General features: G+C 29.7%; 20 protein-coding genes. 15 read left to right on the plus strand and 5 right to left on the minus strand.

The features are described from left to right. The 4 genes from FGK85_RS08865 to FGK85_RS08875 form a co-directional block, all read left to right on the plus strand. Positions 1 to 542: transposase (locus tag FGK85_RS08865; protein ID WP_243122785.1), on the plus strand; the 542-nt coding region annotated here is incomplete at its 5' end. A 259-nt stretch (positions 543 to 801) separates the two neighbouring features. After that, a complete protein-coding gene (locus FGK85_RS15330; protein WP_171011374.1) occupies positions 802 to 969 on the plus strand; it encodes a hypothetical protein in 168 nt (55 codons plus the stop codon). Between the two features lie 16 nt (positions 970 to 985). Further along, positions 986 to 1,990: a WG repeat-containing protein gene (locus FGK85_RS08870; RefSeq protein ID WP_138205804.1), complete on the plus strand. Its 1,005-nt coding sequence runs from the start codon at positions 986 to 988 to the stop codon at positions 1,988 to 1,990. Between the two features lie 58 nt (positions 1,991 to 2,048). Continuing rightward, entirely contained in the window at positions 2,049 to 2,753 is a 705-nt protein-coding gene (locus FGK85_RS08875; RefSeq protein WP_138205754.1) for a lysophospholipid acyltransferase family protein, read from the plus strand. Between the two features lie 64 nt (positions 2,754 to 2,817). On the opposite strand, the gene FGK85_RS08880 is transcribed toward FGK85_RS08875, so the two are convergent. Further along, the gene (locus tag FGK85_RS08880; RefSeq protein ID WP_138205756.1) at positions 2,818 to 3,036 is read right to left on the minus strand and encodes a hypothetical protein; all 219 of its coding nucleotides are present in this window, start codon (positions 3,034 to 3,036) and stop codon (positions 2,818 to 2,820) included. Positions 3,037 to 3,483: 447 nt separating this feature from the next. On the opposite strand from FGK85_RS08880, the gene FGK85_RS08885 reads away from it, so the two are divergent. Continuing rightward, positions 3,484 to 4,437, plus strand: coding sequence for a carbohydrate kinase family protein (locus FGK85_RS08885; protein ID WP_138205758.1), 954 nt, complete (start codon positions 3,484 to 3,486; stop codon positions 4,435 to 4,437). Positions 4,438 to 4,588: 151 nt separating this feature from the next. Here the strand turns inward: FGK85_RS08885 and mtnA are convergent, their stop codons facing one another. Then, a complete protein-coding gene (mtnA, locus tag FGK85_RS08890; RefSeq protein WP_138205760.1) occupies positions 4,589 to 5,632 on the minus strand; it encodes an S-methyl-5-thioribose-1-phosphate isomerase in 1,044 nt (347 codons plus the stop codon). A gap of 294 nt (positions 5,633 to 5,926) precedes the next feature. Between mtnA and FGK85_RS08895 the strand changes: the two genes are divergently transcribed. Further along, on the plus strand, positions 5,927 to 6,514 hold the full coding sequence (locus FGK85_RS08895; protein ID WP_138205762.1) for a protein kinase: 588 nt from the start codon (positions 5,927 to 5,929) through the stop codon (positions 6,512 to 6,514). 99 nt (positions 6,515 to 6,613) lie between these two features. Here FGK85_RS08895 and FGK85_RS08900 read toward each other — a convergent pair whose 3' ends face one another. Continuing rightward, complete coding sequence (locus FGK85_RS08900; RefSeq protein WP_138205764.1) at positions 6,614 to 7,024, minus strand: CBS domain-containing protein; 411 nt, start codon at positions 7,022 to 7,024, stop codon at positions 6,614 to 6,616. A 394-nt stretch (positions 7,025 to 7,418) separates the two neighbouring features. Between FGK85_RS08900 and FGK85_RS08905 the strand changes: the two genes are divergently transcribed. Beyond that, positions 7,419 to 9,347 carry a DNA gyrase/topoisomerase IV subunit B gene (locus tag FGK85_RS08905; protein WP_171011377.1) on the plus strand — a complete coding sequence of 643 codons (1,929 nt, stop codon included), beginning with the start codon at positions 7,419 to 7,421 and terminating at the stop codon, positions 9,345 to 9,347. Positions 9,348 to 9,391: 44 nt separating this feature from the next. After that, entirely contained in the window at positions 9,392 to 12,313 is a 2,922-nt protein-coding gene (locus FGK85_RS08910) for a DNA topoisomerase IV subunit A (RefSeq protein ID WP_138205768.1), read from the plus strand. Between the two features lie 484 nt (positions 12,314 to 12,797). Here the strand turns inward: FGK85_RS08910 and FGK85_RS08915 are convergent, their stop codons facing one another. Next, positions 12,798 to 13,226 carry a GtrA family protein gene (locus FGK85_RS08915; protein WP_138205770.1) on the minus strand — a complete coding sequence of 143 codons (429 nt, stop codon included), beginning with the start codon at positions 13,224 to 13,226 and terminating at the stop codon, positions 12,798 to 12,800. Positions 13,227 to 13,505: 279 nt separating this feature from the next. Here FGK85_RS08915 and FGK85_RS08920 point away from each other — a divergent pair, with 279 nt between their 5' ends. Beyond that, positions 13,506 to 14,735 carry a M16 family metallopeptidase gene (locus tag FGK85_RS08920; protein ID WP_138205772.1) on the plus strand — a complete coding sequence of 410 codons (1,230 nt, stop codon included), beginning with the start codon at positions 13,506 to 13,508 and terminating at the stop codon, positions 14,733 to 14,735. 562 nt (positions 14,736 to 15,297) lie between these two features. Here the strand turns inward: FGK85_RS08920 and FGK85_RS08925 are convergent. Further along, positions 15,298 to 16,524, minus strand: coding sequence for a DEAD/DEAH box helicase (locus FGK85_RS08925; protein WP_138205774.1), 1,227 nt, complete (start codon positions 16,522 to 16,524; stop codon positions 15,298 to 15,300). Between the two features lie 368 nt (positions 16,525 to 16,892). Here FGK85_RS08925 and FGK85_RS08930 point away from each other — a divergent pair, with 368 nt between their 5' ends. From FGK85_RS08930 to FGK85_RS08955, 6 genes are all read left to right on the plus strand, one after another. Next, the gene (locus tag FGK85_RS08930) at positions 16,893 to 17,720 is read left to right on the plus strand and encodes a M55 family metallopeptidase (protein WP_138205776.1); all 828 of its coding nucleotides are present in this window, start codon (positions 16,893 to 16,895) and stop codon (positions 17,718 to 17,720) included. Positions 17,721 to 17,766: 46 nt separating this feature from the next. Then, positions 17,767 to 18,630 carry an alpha/beta hydrolase gene (locus FGK85_RS08935; protein WP_138205778.1) on the plus strand — a complete coding sequence of 288 codons (864 nt, stop codon included), beginning with the start codon at positions 17,767 to 17,769 and terminating at the stop codon, positions 18,628 to 18,630. A gap of 116 nt (positions 18,631 to 18,746) precedes the next feature. Then, a complete protein-coding gene (locus FGK85_RS08940; RefSeq protein ID WP_171011375.1) occupies positions 18,747 to 19,322 on the plus strand; it encodes a GNAT family N-acetyltransferase in 576 nt (191 codons plus the stop codon). Between the two features lie 20 nt (positions 19,323 to 19,342). Then, entirely contained in the window at positions 19,343 to 20,014 is a 672-nt protein-coding gene (locus FGK85_RS08945) for a methyltransferase domain-containing protein (RefSeq protein WP_138205782.1), read from the plus strand. Positions 20,015 to 20,059: 45 nt separating this feature from the next. Beyond that, positions 20,060 to 21,253 carry a hypothetical protein gene (locus tag FGK85_RS08950; RefSeq protein WP_138205784.1) on the plus strand — a complete coding sequence of 398 codons (1,194 nt, stop codon included), beginning with the start codon at positions 20,060 to 20,062 and terminating at the stop codon, positions 21,251 to 21,253. A gap of 505 nt (positions 21,254 to 21,758) precedes the next feature. After that, on the plus strand, positions 21,759 to 22,655 hold the full coding sequence (locus FGK85_RS08955; protein ID WP_138205786.1) for a DegV family protein: 897 nt from the start codon (positions 21,759 to 21,761) through the stop codon (positions 22,653 to 22,655). Positions 22,656 to 22,706 lie beyond the last annotated feature (51 nt).

Here is a 22,706-nt window from a genome sequence, read left to right on the forward strand (position 1 = left end):
AAGATGAACGACTTCATATTGTAAAAGATGCACTAGCTTTATTTAAGTGCCGTGAGGCAGATAAAGAATGGATAGTTAATAAAAAAAATAAAAATTATTTAAAGATAAAAGCTTGGGATGAAGATAATTTTGAAATGGCTGATTCAGAAATAAAAGTAAGGTTTATAAAGTTTATAGAAGAAATATATAATGGAGATAAAATGGAAATTAAAGAGTCATGGATTATAACGACGGATAAATTAACGTCGGTAGAAACTTTATGGGAAATAATGCATAAAAGGTGGGACATTGAAAATAATGCTTTTCATCAGTTAAAAACAGAATGGCATTTGAATCATTGTTTTCTTCATAGCCCTACGGGCATAGAAACAGTATTAATGTTTATAATAATAGCATTTAATCTAATGCAATTATATTTTTTTAGGTGTATAAGAAATTTTAGAAAGAAATATATGCTCCAAATAGATGTTATTGAAGATATAAGAGATGAAAGATTTATTATAGAAAATGGTTGGCATAACCCACTATTTGTAAAAACTTAATCAAATATAAAACTGGAAATTGATTTTAAAGATTTCTTGGGGTAGGGGATAGTGTAATTATTTTTGCGACCTAACGGTCTGCGGGCTTACCAGCCCTTTAAGTAAGTGTAAAAAGATACAATTCCAGTAAAAATAAAATTTTTACTGGAATTTAGGTGCTAAATCTCTGTGAATTTATGTGGAATATAGCGGAAATAGATAGTATAATGTTAAAATGAATAGTTTTTTTTTTAAGTTTAGTTATACAAAGGAGAATAAAATGAGTAATAAAATAGAGAATAAAAATATTGAAATGATGAAAAAACTAATAGAAGAAAAAAAGAGAAAAGCCTCTCAAGGAGGAAATAGCTTAAGACCTGAAAGAAGCATAGGTGGTACTAGAAAAGCTATAAGAAACAAGAAAACTGGAGGACTTTTTGATAAATAGTAAAGGAGCGGTAAATATGGAAGATACCAAAAAAATTTATCCAGTAGAAATAGGGCGTAAATATGGATTTATTGACAACCAAGGCAATATATGTATAGATGCTAAATTTGATTATGCAGAAGAATTTCAAGGTGATTTAGCTATAGTAGCTATAGGTGATTACTATGGATTTATAAACGAAACCGGTGAATATGTAGTTAAACCTGAATATGATGAAGTTTATGAGTTTAGTGAAGGTCTAGCTACAGTGGAAGTACAAGGTAAAAAAGGTTATGTAGACGCTAAAGGAAATATAGTTATAGAGCCTAAATATAAGGAAGCCATGGATTTTTCAGAAGGACTAGCAGCGGTACAACTGGGATATAAATGGGGATATATAAATAAAAATGATGAAATGGTAATAGAACCTGAATTTTTAGATGCATTTGATTTTAGTGAAGGATTAGCTTTAGTACAATCTGGTGGTAAGTTAGGATATATAGACAAGGAAGGCAAAATGGTAATAGAGCCACAATATAATTGTGCTCATGGATTTAGCCAAGGATTAGCTTCAGTTCAAATAGGAAATGATTTTGGATATATTGATAAAACTGGAAAAGTACTTATTAATCCTAAGTATTATACCGCAAATGATTTTAGTGAAGATTTAGCTGCTGTTGAATACAAGGATAAGTATGGCTTCATTGATAAAAATGGTCAAATGGTTATAAAGCCAAAATACCACTGGGCAGACGATTTCTATGATGGATTTGCAGCAGTTGCCATTGAGGATAAATATGGTTTCATAAATAAAGAAGGAAAAGAAGTAGTTAAGGTTAATTACGACAATGTAGGTGCTATAGGTGAAGGATTAGCATCTGTAGAAGTGCAAGGAAAATGGGGATATATAGATATGTCAGGAACATTTGTAATAGAACCCCAATTTCAAGAGGCAGGAGCTTTTGAAAATGGAATTGCTAAAGTACAATGTGGTAAGAAAATAAATTATATAGATAAAAATGGACAATTAATATTAAAGTAAAGTTACGGTATATATTAATACTTATATTTTTAGTAATGGGAGATAAGGAGCACTAAATATGATTAAGTTATTTTGGTATACCTATTTTGTAATATATCTTTTGCTTATTAGCATAATTGGAAAAATTAAGTTATTTATTTTGGGAAGGAAGTCACAGAATTTAGCAGATGAATATGCCTATTCAATGGTTCAAAAGGCATCTAAGCATATTTTGAAAAAGTCTAAGACAGAGACTGAAGTAAGTGGATTGGAAAATATACCAAAGGAGACTTGTGTTTTTATGTGTAATCACCAAGCAATTTTTGATGGGTTTCTTTTGATGGCAAATATAGATAAGATTACAGGATTTATAGCAAAAAAAGAAATAACCAAGCTTCCACTTATTAGAAGCTGGCTTAGAGCTATTCACTCTGTATTTATTGATAGGAGTAATCCTAGGGAAGGTTTAAAAGCTTTAAATGAAGGGGTAGAAAATTTAAAAAAAGGATATTCCTTAATTATTTTTCCAGAAGGTACTAGGAGTTTAAAATCTCAAATGGGAGAATTTAAAAAAGGAAGTATGAAGTTAGCACTTAAGGCTGGTGTACCTATTGTACCTGTTACCGTTGATGGCACATATAATGTTTTAGAGGTAGGAAATAAGGTGAGGGGTAATAAAGTTAAAATGATTGTTCATGAACCAATATACCTGGAAAATCTATCTTCAGAAGATAAAAAGAACCTATCAGAAAGTATTCACCATATAATAGAAAAAGCACTTTAAATAGCAAGAAACGCTAAGGACTGCTGATGTTTTGTCAGCAGTCCTTTTAAAAATAAATTTTAAATTATTCGTCAATCTTTTCCTCTTCAGTTTTTTCAGTAGTTTCATCAATGTCTTCATTTTCTGTGATATTTAATGCATCTTCACATTCTGTACACCCTTCACAGCATTCTGATTGGATATTTTTATTTCTATTAACCAATTTAACAACAGCATATATTCCAGCTGAAAGAATAGCTAAACCACCTAATGCTTTAGCAATGCCACTTCTTTTTTTAGCCATAAAAAAACCTCCCTTTAAAACAAAATATGTATTAAGAACAATTATACTATAATTTTAGAATGTTTTGAATATGTATTCTAAATTAAATGATAATATTTATTAATTATACACACATTTTTCAAATAAAGTTAAGATTTAAACATATATTTTTTAAAAATAACCATAATTATATAAAATAAATATAAAAATCGGTAGAAAATATAAATTTTTTTATCCGATGACTATCTGCCGTAACACTCCCACTTCTAACAAAGTGGGAGATAACGGCAGCTACGTCCCTGGATAACGATCTCTAACCTTCAGATGGAGTAAAAACTCCATCTGAAGGTTAGAGATCTGTTTATTATTAAAAATAAAGAATTTGAAAAAAATATTTAATAAATTCAAAAATGTGATAAAATAAACAAGGTTATTATATAAAGAAACAATTAATGAGGAGTGACAAAAATGTACAGTGAAAAACCTTATGTTTTAGTTTTGGGGGCGTCAGTAGTAGATATTTTTGGATTTTGTTGTTGTAATTACAGGTCATATAATTCTAATCCAGGAAAAATAAGAATGTCTTTTGGAGGCGTATGCAGAAATATAGCAGAGAATTTAGCTAGGGTAGGTGTAAATACTAAATTTATATCTGTTCTAGGTAATGACGAAAATGGTAAATCTATGTTAAATCACTCTGCGTTGGTAGGTTACGATATGAAGGATTCTCTTATTTTAGAAGGTGAAAGCACTCCTACATATATGGCTATATTAGATGGTAATGGTGAAATGGTTTCAGCTATAGCAGATATGAAAAGTATCGATAAAATGGATTGTGATTTTATTAAATCTAAGGCACAGATTATAGAAAATGCGCAATACACTATTTTAGATACAGACAATCCTGTAAATCTAAAGTACATATTAGAAAATTTTAAAGGGAATACAAAATTTATATTAGACCCTGTATCAGCAGAAAAAGCTAAAAATATAAAACATTTAATTAAGCATTTTCATACTATTAAACCTAACAGACATGAGGCAGAAGTGCTAGCAGATATGAAGATAGAGACAGAAGAAGACCTAAGAAAGGCAGGCAAGCACTTTTTATCGTTAGGAGTAAAAAATGTTTTTATAAGTTTAGATGAAGAGGGTATATATTATAACAACGGAACAGAAGAAGGGAAAATTAAATCAAGTGAAGTTAAAGTTTTAAATGTAACTGGAGCAGGAGATGCTTTTGTAGCTGGACTAGCATATGGGTATATTAATAATTTGTCCATAGAAGAAACTGTGAAGGTGTCTATGGCTATGGCGGTAATAACAATTTCACATCAGGATACTATACATCCAGATATGAACTACTCTATGGTTGAAAAAACTTTAAATTCATTATCTTGGGAATTAAAAAGGTATAATTAAAATCTCAAACACAATATAAATTAAATTTTATATAGGTACTAGATTCCGAGTGCTGAGAGGAGGTATACTCCACAATACTTAGAATTTAGTACCTAAAATATTTATAGAAAATTTGCAAAAGCTTCCGTTTTTTAGCTTAACACTAGCTTAATCATAAAATATTTCTTAGGTTTTCCTCAAAAGGAGGATAAATAATTCCCTTTTCAGTAACTATAGCAGTAATGTTTTCGTGGGGGGTTACATCAAAAGATGGATTGTATACTTTAACATTCTTTGGAGCTGTCCATACGCCAAATCTGCAGGTGATCTCTTTAGCATCCCTTTCTTCAATTGGAATATCTTCTCCGCAAGGAGTGTTTAAATCTATGCTAGGTGTAGGAGCAGCTATATACATTGGAATTTTAAAATATTTTGCTAAAATAGATACTCCAAAAGTGCCTATTTTGTTAGCAGTATCTCCGTTGGCAGCAATTCGGTCGCAGCCAACTATAACTGCATTTATTTTTCCTTGACTCATAACTACAGCAGCCATATTATCTGTTATAGTGGTTACATCTATGCCAGCTCTTTGAAGTTCTAGAGCAGTTAGAGTTGAACCTTGAAGCCTTGGTCTAGTTTCATCGGAGTACACCCTTAAATTCCACCCCTTTTCCTTTGCTAAATACATAGGAGCTGTGGCAGTTCCGTACTTAGAAGTAGCAAGCTGGCCAGCATTGCAGTGAGTTAAAATACCATCTCCATCATTTAAAAGAGTCAACAGATTTTCACCTATTTTTCTGCAAATATCTATATCTTCTTTGTGAATATTTTTTGCTTCAGCTTTTAAAAGGGATTTTATTTCATTGACAGGCATACCTTTGGATTCAATAGCTTTGTTTAACATTCTATTTAAAGCCCAAGATAAATTTACTGCAGTAGGTCTGCTGGAATTTATATATTGACACTTTTCTTTCATAATATTAAAAAAAGCTTCGAAATTATTTTCATACACATCTTTTATAGAAAGATATATACCGTAAGCAGCTGTAACGCCTATAGCAGGAGCCCCTCTAACCACCATATCTTTTATTGCGTCGTATATACCATCTCCATTTTTATACACTATGTAGTTGATGGTATTTGGAAGAATTCTTTGATCTAAAAGAGAAAGTTCCTCCTTTTCATCATCCCATGTTAAGGAAATTAGTTCTGACATATAAAATACCCCTTTCTTTATATGAATACTATATATAGAAATTCAACAACGGAGGAAGTAATCCTTTAATCATAAAAAGTATTTAACTGAACTTTCGCATATAAATTTTAAGTTCTACATTATACAAGGTAGGTAAGAAGTAATAGGTAAGAAGCATAAAAAATATGAAATAAGAAACATAATGCTTTATCTATATGAGGTTTAAAGCATGTGTACATTATAACTCAATAGTTAGTATATATTTAATTATTCTATCATAAAATAGCATAAGAGCTAATTAAAAGAGGGGAGTATATGAAAAAATTAATAGATTACTACATAGATATGGATGAAAAAGCAGAAGAGGCTTTAAAAAAAGGACAGTACTTAGGTAAGGGGCATAATGGCATAGTTTATTTACTACCAGATAATAAGATTATGAAGATTTTTATTGAGCCTAAGGTATGCTTGGATGAATATTATATATTTAAGAATGTATCCACCAGTAAATATTTTCCAAAGACTTATAAGCATGGAGACTATTATATAATAAGAGATTATGTAGGTGGCGAGAGACTAGATTATTATATAATAAGAGAAGGTATGGATAGAAATATATCTATTAATTTAATAAAATTAATAAAAGAATTTAAGAGACTTAACTTTAAGAGACTTGATATAAGATGTAAGGATATTTATGTTCAAGAAGATAAGTCTTTAATGGTTATAGACCCTAAAAATAGCTATAGCAAAGAAGTAATTTATCCTAGACATTTAATGAAGGGGTTAAACAAAATAGGTGCATTAGAAGAGTTTTTATATGTGGTAAAAGAAGAAGAAAGTGAATATTATAATTTGTGGAATCACAGAATTAGAAGATATTTAGATAAAAACATTAAGTAACATATTATATAAAAATATTAAATAAAAATTTATATTTAGACTGAATACCCAATCTCTAGTGTTAAATATTAAATACACAGGAAAGATTGGGTATTTAAATTAGTTGTTTTTATATACCATGTTTTGGCAATAAGTTATTATATCACTTCTTTTTATAATGCCAATAAATATTCCTTGATCGTCTACTACAGGCACAAAATTTTGATCTTTTGCTAGGCTTATTAAACTTCCTATGTCTGAGTTAATGGATACGGGTTTATTTTTAACACGTCTTGGAATATTTTTTACTAAAACATCATTGGTTTTATTAAAGTCTAAGGTGTTTAGACTTTTGATTTTCCAAAGAAGGTCTCCCTCGGTTAAAGTTCCAACATATCTGCCACCATCATCTATTAGAGGAACTGCAGTATAACGATGAAACTCCATCTTTTCTAAAGCCTGCCTCATAGTAGAATTTATATTTAAATAAACAACATCCGTCTTTGGCGTAAGAAAAAAAGCTACATTCATATGAATAACCGTCCTTTAATATATTTTTTATAAATATCCTATAAGTCTATTATAATATTAACTTGCTTTTTTATCATTAACATTTTGTTAATAAAGTATAAAACTTATGAAATGGCCATAAATTAATAAAATAATTATGTTTGCTTTGACAGCATTTAATTTAACGTTTATACTATAGTATATGAGAATAAATGTAAATTACAGGAAATGCATCAATAGGTTATAATAATTGACTTTTATGTAGAGGGCTATAAAATACTTGCATTTATAGTGTAATTTAAGTTAATATAAATATATAGTTTGATTTAGAACGCATGTTTGTAAGATGCTTTTAGATTGGAGGCAGCATAGTGTGATTAATAATAAATTGGATAATAAAATAGATAATAATAAAATGAATTATGATGTTACAGATTTAACTTCATTAGAAAAATTAGAGCCTGTAAGGATTAGACCAGGTATGTATATAGGTTCTACAGGTTCTAGAGGACTTCATCATTGCCTGTGGGAGATATTAGATAATGCTATAGATGAAATAACTAATGGCTTTGGTGATACTGCAGAAGTAATGTTAAATAAAGATGGCAGTATTACTGTAAGAGATAATGGAAGGGGAATTCCTACGGGAATACATCCAATTAAGAAGAAATCTGGTGTGGAAATGGTTTTTACAGAACTACATACTGGAGGAAAATTTAATAATAAAAATTATAAAACTTCAGGTGGATTGCATGGAGTTGGTTCATCTGTAGTAAATGCACTTTCAAAATGGATGGAAGTAGAGGTTTTTCAGGGTGGAAAAATATATAGGCAAAGATTTGAATATGCTTATGATAAAGAATTAAAAAAGGATATGCCAGGTACTCCAGTAACTCCACTTATGGAGGTAGGGAAAACTAAGGAAACTGGAACAAAGGTTACTTTTTTACCAGACAGTAAGGTGTTTTCTACTACTGAATTTAAATTAGAAATAATAGATGAAAGACTTCAAGAACTAGCTTTTCAAAATAAAGGTATAAGACTTGTTCTAAAAGATATAAGAGGAGAAAGTGAGACTTCAAAAGAATATCATTCTGAAAGAGGTCTTTTGGATTTTATGGATTATTTAAATGAAAGTAAAACCCCAATCCATAAAGAACCTATATTATTTGAAGATGAAAGAAAAATAGGGGAAAATAATGTGTATGCAGAGGTATGTATACAATTTACAGATTCTACTACAGAATATATAGCCAGCTATGTAAATAATATACCTACTACAGAGGCAGGTACTCATGAAACTGGATTTAAGACAGGCATGACGCGTGCTTTTAAAGACATGGCTAAAAAATTAAATCTCATGAAAGAAAAAGATGATTTTGAAGGAAATGACTTAAGAGAAGGACTTACGGCTATATTAAAAGTGAAAATAACCAACCCTATATTTGAAGGACAAACTAAAACAAAACTGGGCAATAATGAAGCTTATACTGCATTAAATGATTTAAGTTATAATTGCTTATGTGTTTGGATAGAAGATAATAAGGAAATAGCTGCAAATATAATAAATAATGCTGTGGCTGCTGCAGCTAGAAGAGAAAAAATAAAAAAGATAAATGAAGCGGAAAAGAAAAAGGTAGGTAAGGGTACAGCTCCTTTAGCAGGAAAGGTAGCCGTTTGTACCATGAGAGATATTGACTCTAGGGAATTTATAATTGTGGAGGGAGATTCTGCTGGTGGTAGTGCTAAAATGGCCAGGGACAGAAGATTTCAGACCATAATGCCTTCTAAAGGTAAAATTATGAACACGGAAAAGCAAAAATTAGAAAATGTACTTGCCAGTGAGGAACTTAAAATATTTAATACAGCTATAGGCACTGGAGTTTTAGACAATTATGATGAGAAAGAACTTAAATACGATAAAATAATAATATTAAGTGATGCAGATGTGGATGGGTATCATATAAGAACCCTTTGGATGACTTATATTTATAGATACATGAGACAGCTTATAGCTAATGGGCATTTATATATAGCGCTTCCACCTCTTTACAAGGTATACAAAAGTGGCAAGGGCGGAAATTTAGAAAAATACGCTTATAGTGATGATGATTTAGAAGATGCAAAGAAGATTATAGGAAAAGGTGCAAGCATCCAAAGATATAAAGGACTTGGAGAAATGAATCCAGATCAGCTTTGGGACACTACATTAAATCCTGAGACTAGAATTCTCCAAAGGGTCACTATTGATGATGCAGCAAAGGCAGAAAAGATGGTTTCTCTTTTAATGGGTGAAGTGGTGGAACCTAGAAGAAACTATATGTATAAGTACGGAAAGTTTTAAAACTTAATAATGAGATGTTATAGAATTTAGAAAGGAATGAGAAAATGGCTAAAAAAGTTGACATACCTAAGGATAATAATATTATAGAAATACCTCTAGAAGATGCCATGCCTGAAAACTACTTGCCCTACGCGGTAGAAGTAGCTAAAGACAGGGCTCTTCCCGATGTAAGAGATGGATTTAAACCGGTTCACAGAAGAATACTTTATGGTGCATACATGCTTAAGGCTTTTCCAGATAAGCCTTATTTTAAATCCGCAAGAATTGTAGGAGATATTCTTGGAAAATTTCATCCCCATGGGGATACTTCCGTATATGATGCTTTAGTTATATTGGCTCAAAGCTTTTCTACTAGATACCCCTTAATAGATGGTCACGGTAACTGGGGAAGTATAGATGGTGACAGTGCTGCGGCCATGCGTTACACAGAGGCAAGGCTTACACCTATTGCCCTAGAGGCTTTAAGGGATATAGATAAAGATGTAGTAGATATGATTTATAACTATTCGGAAACAGAAAAGGAACCAAAGGTACTTCCAAGTAGATATCCAAACTTATTGGTAAATGGAACCTTTGGTATAGCAGTAGGATTATCTACAAATATACCACCTCATAATTTAAGTGAAGTAATAGACGGAACAATAGCATACATAGAAAATAATGATATATCAGTAAAAGAACTTTTAAATTATATAAAAGGGCCAGATTTACCTACAGGTGGAGTTTTGATAGGTAAAAACTCCATATTGTCCAGCTATGAAACTGGTGAGGGAAAAGTTACTTTGCGTGCTAAAACATCTATAGAAAAATTGGAAAATGGAAGATGGGGCATAGTTATAAAAGAATTCCCTTACAGAAAAAATAAAGCTAAAATACTTCAAACTATTTCAGAGATGACAGCAGACAAAAAACACTCTAAAACATTAGAGTCTATAACAGATATAAGAGATGAATCTGATAGAAATGGTATAAGAGCGGTTATCGAATTTAGAAAGTCTGTGGAAAAAGACATGGTGGAGAAGGTTTTAAAGTGTTTATTTAAAAAAACAGATCTTCAATGTAATGTAAACTTTAATATGGTGGCTTTAGCCGATGGTAAACCTGAAACAATGGGACTTAAGACTATACTTAAATATTATGTAGAGCATCAAAAGGAAGTAGTTACAAGAAGGACTCTTAAGGATTTAGAAGTCACAAAGAAGAGATTCCATATAGTAGAAGGATTCATAAAAGCTATAGATATAATGGATGAAATATTAGCGGTAATAAGGGCATCTAAGTCTAAAAAGGATTCTGAAAATAATCTTATAAATAAATTTGGCTTCACGCAAGAGCAGGCACAGGCTATAGTTGAACTTATGCTTTATAAGCTTACTGGATTAGAAATAAAGGTTTTCCAAAAGGAATATAAAGAATTAGAAAAGAAAATCAAAGCTTTAGAAAAAATACTATCCAGTGAAAATGAGCTTTATAAAGTAATTAAAAAAGAACTTTTAGACGTAAAGGATATGTATGGTGATGAAAGAAGAACTGAAATAGTAAAAGATGATGATGAAGCTAAAATAGAAATTGAAGAAATAATAATAGAAGAGGACAATATAATAACTCTATCCAATGAAGGATTTATAAAGAGAATTTCATCTAAATCCTATGTTAGAACTAATTTAGGTGTAGCAGATATTGAGTATAGAGAAGGAGACTTTAATAAGTATTTTATAGAGTCTAATACAAAGCATAGTTTGATTGTGTTTACGGATAAGGGTAATATGTATCAAACAAAGGTTATAGATCTTCCAGAGCTTAAATGGAAGGAAAAAGGTGAAAGATTAGATTCTATAATTAAAGGTTTAAATTTAGAAGAAGAAAAAATGGTAAATGTATATTCCATAGATGATTTTAGCAGCCCAAAGGTACTTATGTTCTTAACAGATGAAGGAAATATTAAAAAGTCCTCTTTAGAAAGATTCAACACTAATTATTCAAAAATTTCAGCTTTAAAGCTTAAGGATAACGAAAAATTAATAAATGTAAGTTTAATGAATTGTGAAAGAGAAGAAGGATATATTGAAATTTTAACGGAAAATGATTTAAGCTTCACATTAAAGGAGCCTAAACTAGAAGAGGGAGACAGAAATATAAGAGGTACAACTTTAGTAAATTTAGGCTTAAAGAATAAAATTAAATCTGTGAAATTTGTAGAGCAGTACTGGCCTAAGGATTTATTTATCAAAATAAGTAAAACAGGAAATATTAAAGTTAGTGATAAAGAATTTGCGGGAAGCCTTAGCTATAAATGGGATGATACTATACTAGTATTTGATAGTAAGGGATTTGTTCATCAGATACCTGGGTATTTATTAGAGAATATAAATGGTGATAAGTTTAATTTAATTAATATATTAGATGAATTTAATAAAGACTCCGTAGTATTAAATACATTGTCTATAAAAGATTTTAATGAAGAAATAGACATATCCTTCTTTAGCAAAAAAGGATATGTTAAAAAAACAGCTTTAAGTGAATTTAAGGGTAATTATATATCCACTGCAGGGTATAAATTTAGGAATGAAGAGGATTCACTTATAAGTGTGGAATATTATAATTCATTAGATAAAAAAGATATAATTATGATAACCAAAAAAGCAATGAGTATAAGATTTCCTGGGGATTCTGTAAATTACATGGGTAAAATAGCTTCAGGGGTTACGGGAATAAGTTTAAGAGAAGATGATGAAGTGATATTTGGAGCACTTGTAGAGGCAGAAATATCTAAGGAAAACAGTGAGCTTAATGAAATTGCTGTTTCATATTCAAGTAATACAGAAAAAATTGTATTAACAACTAATAAGAAGAATGTAGAAGAAGTACTTTTAGATGAAATAAAATCTCAAAATAGAGCAGGTAGAGGAAAAAGCCTTATGTTGGTGGTTATGGATGAGAGCTTAAGTGGCGTTAAGATAAAATAATGCATTTAAATGAGTGATTTGTAAAAAATATAAAATTAATATGAAATAAAAAATACTGCTACACGAGAATAAATACTGGGGCTGTCGCATTAAGGAATTTACATACAATATATTGAATTGCAAATTTAAAGTTAGCACAATATATTGTAGTATTTCTTCTTAATGCCACAGCCCCATGTAAATTTCTTAATGTAGCAGTGCTTTTTTGTATTCTAATAAAATTTATCCGATGACTACCTGCCGTAACACTCCCACTTCTAACAAAGTGGGAGATAACGGCAGCTACGTCCCTGGATAACGATCTCTAACCTTCAGTTGGAGTAAAAACTCCATCTGAAGCTAAGAGCTCTGTTTATACTTGTATTTTGTTTGTATATTGTAATGTTTAAAAGTTATTTGTAAAAGTTTATTATATAATTATTAGATGGATTTATAAAAATGCTTGAAAACCTCCCATGGTTATATTATTGGGGGTTCATGTGAATTATAAAGTCCTATTTTTAAAAACAAAAAATTTATTAACTAAAAAAGTTATAATTCCTATAGTCATGGATGCAATGACTTTTGATAAATTAAGCCAAAGGGAATTGGATAAATTGAATATATTGTGCGCATTTAAAGTTATAAATAAAAGAGTGTTAAATATGGCTGAGGTGCCAAGTACACTTGCATATTTAAAATAAGAGCTATTTTTAACTTTAAATGTAAACTTTTTATTTAAAAAGTATCCATTTATAGAGTACGCTATAAATGATATGAATTCAAATATAAAATGAATGAGTTTGTTATAATATATTCCTGTTATATAAGTTAGAAAATTTAATATGCCTAGATTAATCAGTTCATTGCTTCCACCTATTAGGGCATAGGTTATAAACTGTAATAAATTATTAAAAGTTTTTTTAGTATCCATGAAAAAGACCCCTTTAAAATACTGCATTCAATGATAGAAATAAGTATATCACAAGTGTAACTTTAGTTATAGTATGTTTTGTAAAAAGGGATAAAATTAACCAAATATTAATAAACATGTAATAATAAATCCATAGATTCCATTAAAAAAATATATCAAAATTCTAAAACTTTAGTTAGTAATGGAAATTAATAACTAAGACTATAGAAGTAGTATTAGCAAATGTTATATAATAATACTATTATATATTTAGAATTATAAGTAGGCGTAGGTGATTTTATGGAAAATTTAATTATGAAAAATGGAATAAAAATTGTTTATGAAAAGGTAGCAGGGGATATAACTTCCTTTTCTATGGCTTTTGATGCAGGTGCCATAGTAGAAGAAAAAAATCAATTGGGACTTGCACATGTGGTTGAACACATGGTGTTCAAGGGAACAAAGACTAAAAGTGAAGAAGAAATAAATAAATTATGTGATGAGTATTTTGGATTTAACAATGCTATGACCAACTATCCATATGTAGTTTACTATGCTACATGTTTATCTGAAGACTTTCATAATGCCTTTCAGCTATACAGTGATATAGTAATAAACCCAATATTTCCTGAAGAGGGATTTAAAGAGGAAATAGATGTGATATGCCAAGAACTTAGAGAGTGGAAAGATGATGTGGCACAGTTTTGTGAAGATGAACTTTTTTACAATTCCTTTAATAATAGAAGGATTAAAGATTTAATAATAGGCACAGAGGAGAGTGTAAGGAGTTTTAAAAGGGAGAATGTGGTGGAGTTTTATAATAAACACTATATTCCAGAAAATTGTGTAATAAGTGTTGTATCATCTCTAGATTTTGAATACATAGTAAAAGAAATAGAAGATGCATTTGGAAAGTGGGAACAAGGAATTTACGAAATTGAAGAATCTATTCCATTATATGAGGACAATAATTCTGGTACTTTTGTAAAACTAAAAAAGGATATTGAGACAGCTAAAATACAATATATATTTCCAATAAATAATTTAAATGATGAGGAAATAAAGGCATTAAGGGTGTTTAATGCTTATTTTGGGGAAGGAACTAGCAGTCTTTTATATCAAAAGATAAGAACAGAGAAGGGATTAGCTTATGATATAGCTAGTAGTATAAAAAACGAAAGGGGCATAAGGTTATTTACAATTTATGTAGGTACGTCAAAAGATAAAATAAATCAAACTATAAATTTAATAAATCAACAAATTCAAGATGTGAAAGATTGTAAAGGAGTTTTTGCAGAAGATAAAATAAAAAAATTATGTAAAAGCATAAAGCTAAAACGTTCCCTAGGACTTGAACAATCCATAAGATTAAGCTTAAATTTAGCAGTCTATGGAGTTATGTATGGGGAATCTTCAAGTTTGTATGAACAGGTAAGGGATTTAGAACAGGTAAATGAAGATCTTATACTTAATACAATAAATAAGGTTTTAAATTATCCTTCTATCCAGGTTATAGAACCAGTTAAGTAAACTATAACGGAAATAAATTATATGATTAACCCACAAAAAGGTACAATGCGATGAATTATGAAATTTCTCCTCCATGACTTTCATAAGAGCTAGGAACAATAAATTTAATTTAAGAAATTCTAATCTTTTAGCCATATAAAATTATCTAACGCTCACATTCAGCGTCCTGCCTCAGGTTTGCTAGCCTGGCGTCCTTGCCAGGCTTACGATAATTTTATCTGTCTAAAAGAAGAATTTCTAAAATTAAATTTAAACAGTTCCTTCGCTTCTTATGAAAGTCATTTCAGAGAAATTTCATAATTCAAGTAATGTAATGCTTTTTGTGGGATAATCATTATATATTTTTTACAAAGATCATATAAAATTAAAAATAATCCTTAATTACTAGTACAAAATATTAAATTCTTGGCATATAAAGTGGATAATCTCTGTCCTACAGGTTCCAATGTTTAGTAATTGTTAGTTTAAAATTAGTACTATGGATAGAGAGAGGGATATTTAGGATTTTATTAAATGGCTAGTGGTTTAGGCCCACTGGCCATTTAATAAGTTTGGCTAAATTTTAGCGAGATTTTTGCTTAGCTGAATTAGGCCTTTTTTTATTTGAAATAAATTTACTAAAGGAAGAGGGCTTTGATGATTTATTGCCATGAGGTTTAACGATAGAACCTTTGAATATTTCTTTTTCTTCAATTTTTATGTTAAAGTCTTTTGAGAATTTTTTAATTGTTGAAACTTCTCCCTTTGTAATTATGGAAAGTGCGGTGCCAGATTTACCTGCTCTTCCAGTTCTGCCCACCCTATGAAGATATTCCTTAGGGTCTCTAGGTAAATCTAAATTAAATATATGAGTTACATCATCTACATCTAAACCTCTAGCAGCTAAATCAGAGGCAACTAAAATATTAAACTTTCCGCTTCTGAAGCCTTCCAAAGCTTTTTTACGTTCTTCCTTTGAAGCAGTTCCATATATGCCATAGGCTTTCATATTATGATATTGAAGTTTTAGCGTGGTTAACTTAATTTCTTCACTTTTATTTATGAATACAATAGCTTTTTCTGGTTTAGTAGAAGCTATTAATTTTCTTAGAGTTTCTATTCTATCTCTGTGTTCTGTTACAAAATACATATGAGTTATATTTGGATTAGCTATGTTTTTATCTTCTACTTTTATAACTTCAGGCTCTTTCATTAAAGCTTTGGCTGTATTTAAGGTTTTTTCATTTATAGTAGCTGAAAAGACCATTAATTGTCTATCTCTCATAGTTGTCTTTATAACTTCTTTTACTGAATTTAAGTTATTTTGGTCTAAAAGTTTATCTCCCTCATCTATAACTATAGTTTTAATGGTGTGGGCAGATATTTTTTTCTTTTTTATAAGCTCAAGTATTCTTCCGGAGGAACCTACTATTATGTGAGGTTTTTCTCTTAGCTTTTCTATTTGTCTTTTTATATTAACCTCACCTATTATAGTGGCAGAGGTTACACCAAGTCTGGAGTTTTCTGACAAAAGTTTTATTTGTTTGTCTATTTGCATAGCTAACTCATGAGTTGGAGCTAAGACTATTGCTTGCATTTCTCTTTTATCAGTATGTATCTTTTGAAATATAGGAAGTAAATAAGCCAGTGTCTTCCCACTGCCGGTTTGAGACTCACCTATTATATCTTTATTTTCTAGGGAAATAGGGATTGCTTTCATTTGAATATCCGTTGGCTCTTCTATACCCTGTTTTTTTAACGCTTCTATTAAATTTTGGTTTAAATTTAATGTATTGAATGAATTTGTCATAAGTTATCTTAGACTCCTTTATAATTTATTTAGTCATAATGTATTTTATCACATTATTGTATTTTATATAAGTCAATGTACAGAATAAAAAGGTATTACTAAGTATATTTTCATTTGTTACATATTATCGTCTAAGAAGATATTTTGAATACAATTGAATTTATACAGAAATAAAGGTAATATAGAATATATATTTGTAAAATTCACAATAAAAGCAATTTTCTATTAGCAATTAAATCACAAAAAGGTAGAGTGGGGTGGAATTATGAAATTTCATAATTCAAGTAATGTAATGCCTTTTGTGGGATAATCATATTAGTGTTATTTCATTAAAATATATCAGAAAGAATAAAATGGAGGGGAAGAGCATGAAAATTTACATATCAGCAGATATAGAAGGGATAAGTGGTGTAGTTAAAGGAAGTCAAACCACAGAAACAGGTCATGATTACGAAAGAGCAAGAAGACTTATGACTGAAGAGGTTAATGCAGTAATAAGAGGAGCAAAGGCTGCAGGAGCTTGCGATATATTAGTAAATGATTCTCATGGTCCTATGACAAACATAATTATTGAGGACTTAGATGAAGATGCGAGACTTATATCTGGGAATAAGAAACTTTATGGAATGATGGAAGGATTAGATGAAAGCTTTGATGCGGCAATGCTTATAGGATATCATGCTAGGCATAATACACCTGGTGTGCTTTCACACACATACTATGGAATTGTAATTTCAGAAGTAAAAATAAATGGAAAAGTATTTGGGGAATCTGAGTTAAATTCTCTTTTAGCAGGATATTTTGGAGTGCCTGTGGTTATGGTGTCCGGTGATAATGTGCTTTCAGAGCAGGTAAATGCATTTAATGAAAAAATAGAAACAGTAGTAGTTAAAAAAGCACACAGCAGATATACTGCAGAATGTGTACAACCTAAAAAGGTACACAAAATGCTAGAGGAGGCTACTAAAAAAGTACTTTCTTCAAATTATAAAGATATAATAGAGCCTTGCAAAATTGAAGGGCCAGTGGAACTAGAAATGACATTCCTAAATAGCGGCATGGCTGAAGCTACCTTATTTATTCCAGGAGTAGAACTTATTGAGGCAAATAAGATTAGATATAAGGCAAAAGATATAGTTGAAGCTTATAAGATGAGAGCTGGACTTACTACTCTTGCAGCTAGCACGTTGAAATAAAATGGTAATGAAATTTAAGAATTAAATTTGCTTGAAGGAGAAAACTATGAAAGAAATTTATATAAATAGTGAAGGAATTAAAGCAAGAATTCATGAGTGGGGAAATTGCCAAAATCCAACAATTATATGTTTTCATGGTTTGGGTAGTACAAGCCTCAGTTTTATTGAATTAGGTGAGTTATTGAAGAATGAATATCATATTATATCTATAGATTTACCAGGACACGGAAAAACATCTGGATTTTTAAAAGAAGAAGACTATGAAATGCCTAACATGATTAAATGGATTGATAAAATTGTTTCGAGCATAACAAAAAATAGTTTTTTCATATTGGCACATTCTTGGGGTGCAGATATTGCACTACATTATATAGCTGCCTATCCATCAAAAGTTAAGAAGGTTATGCTGTTAGATGGTGGATATTATATAAAGAATGAGAGCTATGCTTATGAGGCTTCAAGGTCAGGAATGATTGATTCTTTACAAAAAGAGATAGATTATTATATTAAAGATTTTGATGAATATTATTTTGATACCTTAGAAGAACATATTAAATTGGAAAAGAGTAACTATAATAGATGGTCTCTTCTGTTAGAGGAAGCTGCAAAGGATTTAATAAGAGTGGAACAAGGTAAATATAAATATCATGCAAATGGTTTTACCGCAGCAGGTGCTATAAAGTCAATGTATTATTATCCAACCAGTGATATTTACGATAAATTGAGTACTCCAATTTGTTTACTACAAAGTACACTTCCAGAATCTATGGGTGAAATTAGAGATATTTTAGTTGAAAAATTTAAAATTAAAACAAGTTTAAAGGTAAAAAAAATTCATGAGGCAGGACATATGATACATTGGGATAAACCGTATGAAGTAGCTAACGAAGTATTTACTTGGTTTAAATAAAAATAATGGTTGCGTTAATTAAAAGTGTAAACTTATATTTATTTAAAAATTAATGAAGAATAAAGAAAAGTTTATTTAAGAAATAATGAAGAGTTAATAAAACATGGAGGATGTTTATGTTAAAAATAGGAAATGTTAAAATTGGAGAATTAGAAAAAGTATCAGAGGTTATTTTAAAGAAGAGATATTTTAAAAGGGAAGGTAATTTAGTTTATATAAAAAAGCCCCAGTTTTATGAATTAACTTATGTGAAAAAACTTTGGTCTCATAAGGAGACTATGGAAGATGTAGGTGGAGTGATAGATTTTCCTAAAGAAAAATGGGATAGTTGGTATAAGAAAATGGTAGAACCGGGAGATGGAAGGAACTTTTATTGTCTCATTTACAATAATGAGCACCAAAGTGTTGGGGAAGTTAGTTTTCATAGATATGATGAAATAAATAAAACTGCCGAGTTTAACATAAAAATAGAAAGTAAATATAGGGGCAGGGGCTATGCCAATGAAGCCATGAAACTTATATTAAAATACTACTTTTATGAATTTGGTGGAGAAGTTATGTTGGACGAAGTGATAAATGTAAATGGGCAGCAGGCTTTAAAGAAATTTGGATTTGAAGTAATTTCTAGCACAGAAGAAAGTATTAGTTTTAGAATGACTAAAGAGAGATTTGAAGAAATTGTTAATGGTTAGGAAAGTGGAGGTAAAAATAATTGTTTACGGAACATGATTATGTAATTTGGGGAGACTATTGTAGCTGCGGCAGTGAGTGCTATATATTGCAAAATAAGTTTCATCCTTGGGATGAAGTGGATTTTAGCATAAAGATTCAGTGTAAGAATTGTGGTAAAACAATAGAGGTAGATAAAAATAAAGCTGAAAAATTTTATAATAAAAAAATCTTTTCATATTTTGAAGATGTTAAAGGAACAGTTATAGATTTAGGATGTGGTGGGGGATTATTAAGTAAGCTTTTACTTAATAATGAAAAGGTTACAAAAATATATGCTATTGACAATGATATGGGATGTAAGAAATATATAGATGAATTAAATGGTGGAGATAAAATAACGTTTTTACATATGGATATTAGTGGACTAGGCGAATATTTTAAAGAAGGACAAGTAGATTATATAGTAAGCAGAGATGTTTTCATGTTTATCCGTGATACAGAAAAGTACTTTAATGATATAAATAAAATTGTATCAAAAGGAATTAAACAAATGGGATGGTACATTTCTGATAATAAAAGAATGAAAAATAAGTTGTTCCCTGAACAGATAGTAAAAGAGCTTACAGCAAAAAATTGGCAGGTAGATTTAGAATGCTTAGAATGGTATAAAAGCGGATATTTTATAAGAGGGTTTAAATGCCTTACACTATAAAGAACATAAATTATAATAGGTGTTTTAAAATTGGAGGAAAAATAAATGAATAAGAAAATAAATTTATATTTTTTTGGAGATCCAGGAATATATGATGAATACAATCCCGCATATGTATGTAATAGAAATTTCGCTGCTGAAATTTTGTATTTAATCGCGTACAATGAGCCTTTTTCAATATCTAAGAGTGAAATAATTAAAGAATTAAAAATTAATAGCGATGAATTTAATGAAATAATTGGGAGTCTAGATAAAATAAATGCTATAGATATAAAAGATGATAAGTATAAAATAAATTTTCCAGTATTTTTAGAAAAGGACATGCCTTTATTAGATAAGTATTTTATGAATATAGGTGAAGTTATTGGAAATAAAATTATTGAAAGTAGTGGGCTAATTTATGAAAAAATATCTAAATTAACAAGTTATAATAATTTTAGTAAAGAAAGATTACTATATCACATAATTTGCGATGATATCTTTGATGGAACTGCCTTTGAATTTTTTACAGAAAAAGATATTTTTCGCGCATCTAAAATGCAACCTGGAAATAGGGATTATATTATTGTTGGTTATGAAGATTCTATGGCTACAGAGGAACATAGTAACAGTATATTATGTAGTAGTAATAATTATAGAAGTAAAAGTTTTGTTTTTAATAGTTTTGGAGATTCAGAAGGTACAAGAAAGGATATGTTTAGATTTTTTAGAAGAGTACAAAAGATACTTGAAAGTGCCACACCCTTTAAAGATTTGAATCTAGCTTATATAAGAATTATTGATGATAACAATAAAGAAATTGCAGAGAAATGCGGTGAGTTAGTCTGGAAAAGTTTTAAAGGCGAAATAAATTATAGTGAATTATCTCATATAGAAATAAATTTGGTTAATTTCCTCAGTGAACTTGGTTATTTGATTGTTAATGAGGAAAACAGTTCAATATCCTGTAATGTTCCTATATTTGAAAGTGAGGATAGAAAAGTTATCAATGATGTATCAGATATTATTCTTAAAAAAATATGTGGCTTAGTTAAAGAAACATTTGAGAGGTTTGAAGAGGATGCAAAAGGCTTAACCCCAATAAAACATAAAGTCAGTATAAAGGAAATAGCCATTGAATTATGGCATCAAGTCTTTGGATTTACCAATGAATATTTAGTTAAAAAAGGATTTGTAGAGTTACCAGAGTACAGAGATGGAGAAGGGAGATACTTAAGAAGTTTTTCTACTAAGATTTAAGATTTTGCATATAGTTAAATATTATAATAGGCTTATTTAATATCCATATAAAAGATAATATGAAAGAGTTAAATGAACTTGTAGAAAAATTTGATTTCAAACTGGGACTTCATGATAATGGTATGTGTCATAGGTTTGATTTGGAAAATGGAAAGCCGTTATTAAATAAATATTTTAGTCGAATTAATATGAATATTTTACAAGGGAAAATTCTAAAAGAAACGAAATGAAAGAACTAGATGGGACACTGTCATTATATAATGGCGGTGTTTTATTTTGTTTTAGATAAATTTATTTTAAAATATTTCGACAAATAATTTTTAAATGTTTTAAAAAGTGATATAGTAAATATAAACAACAATTTTAAAACCCAATAAAAGTATTTTAAACATAAAAATGTTATAGATAAATAATTAATCTATAACCAAACAAAAGAATAAGTGGGAAATACAAAATAATTTGCGTGGAACAATATAAATATTAGAAAGGCTAGGGAGGAATTTATATGAGAGAGTTTGTTATTGTTACTGATTCTTGTTGTGATTTGCCAGAAGATTATATAAAGAATAATAATATACCATATGTGCCGCTTACCTATAGATTTAAGGGAAAAGAGTATTTAGATGATTTTGGTGTAAGCTTAAATTATAGGGACTTTTATGAGGGCATGAAAAATGGTGAAATTCCACAAACTTCACAGGCGAACCCAGATGCATTTTATAAAGTTTTTGAGCCAATATTAAAGGAAGGAAAAGACATTATATATGTTGGAGTATCTTCAGGACTTAGCGGTACTCACAATAGTTCTAATATAGCTAAGGAAATGTTAGAAGATGAATATAAGGAGGCTAAAATTGCTATTATAGACGTATTAACAGCCTCATTAGGACAAGGACTTATGATTATAAAAGCACTGGAAATGAAGGAAAAAGGATCTAGCTTTGAGGAGATTGTTAACTATTTAGAAGATACTAAAATGTATTTGAATACGTATATAACTGTTAATGACTTAAATCATTTAAAAAGAGGTGGCAGAATTTCCTCAGCAGCAGCATTATTTGGCACTGTACTTCATATTAAACCTGTGCTTACATTAAATAATGAAGGTAGGGTTATTCCAGTTATAAAAGTAAAGGGAAGAAAAAATGCCATAGGCAAATTAGCAGAGTTTGTACACAATAAGCTGGAAAACCCAGAAGAGCAGATTATAACTATTTGTCATGGTGATGCTCAATCTGAAGCTGAAAGGCTAAGGGAACTTATTTTAAAAGAGGTTAATGTTAAAGACGTTATTATAAACCACATAGGACCAGTAGTTGGTACCTTTGGAGGACCAGGAGCTCTTTCAGTATTCTTTATAGGAAAGCATAGGCAAAATCATGTTATTGATATAGATATATAGTATAAAAAGTTATGAATAAATAATATTTAACGTAGATACAGATGAATGTTT

Origin of the sequence: Haloimpatiens lingqiaonensis, assembly GCF_901447495.1 — a bacterium.
GTDB lineage: Bacteria > Bacillota > Clostridia > Clostridiales > Clostridiaceae > Haloimpatiens > Haloimpatiens lingqiaonensis.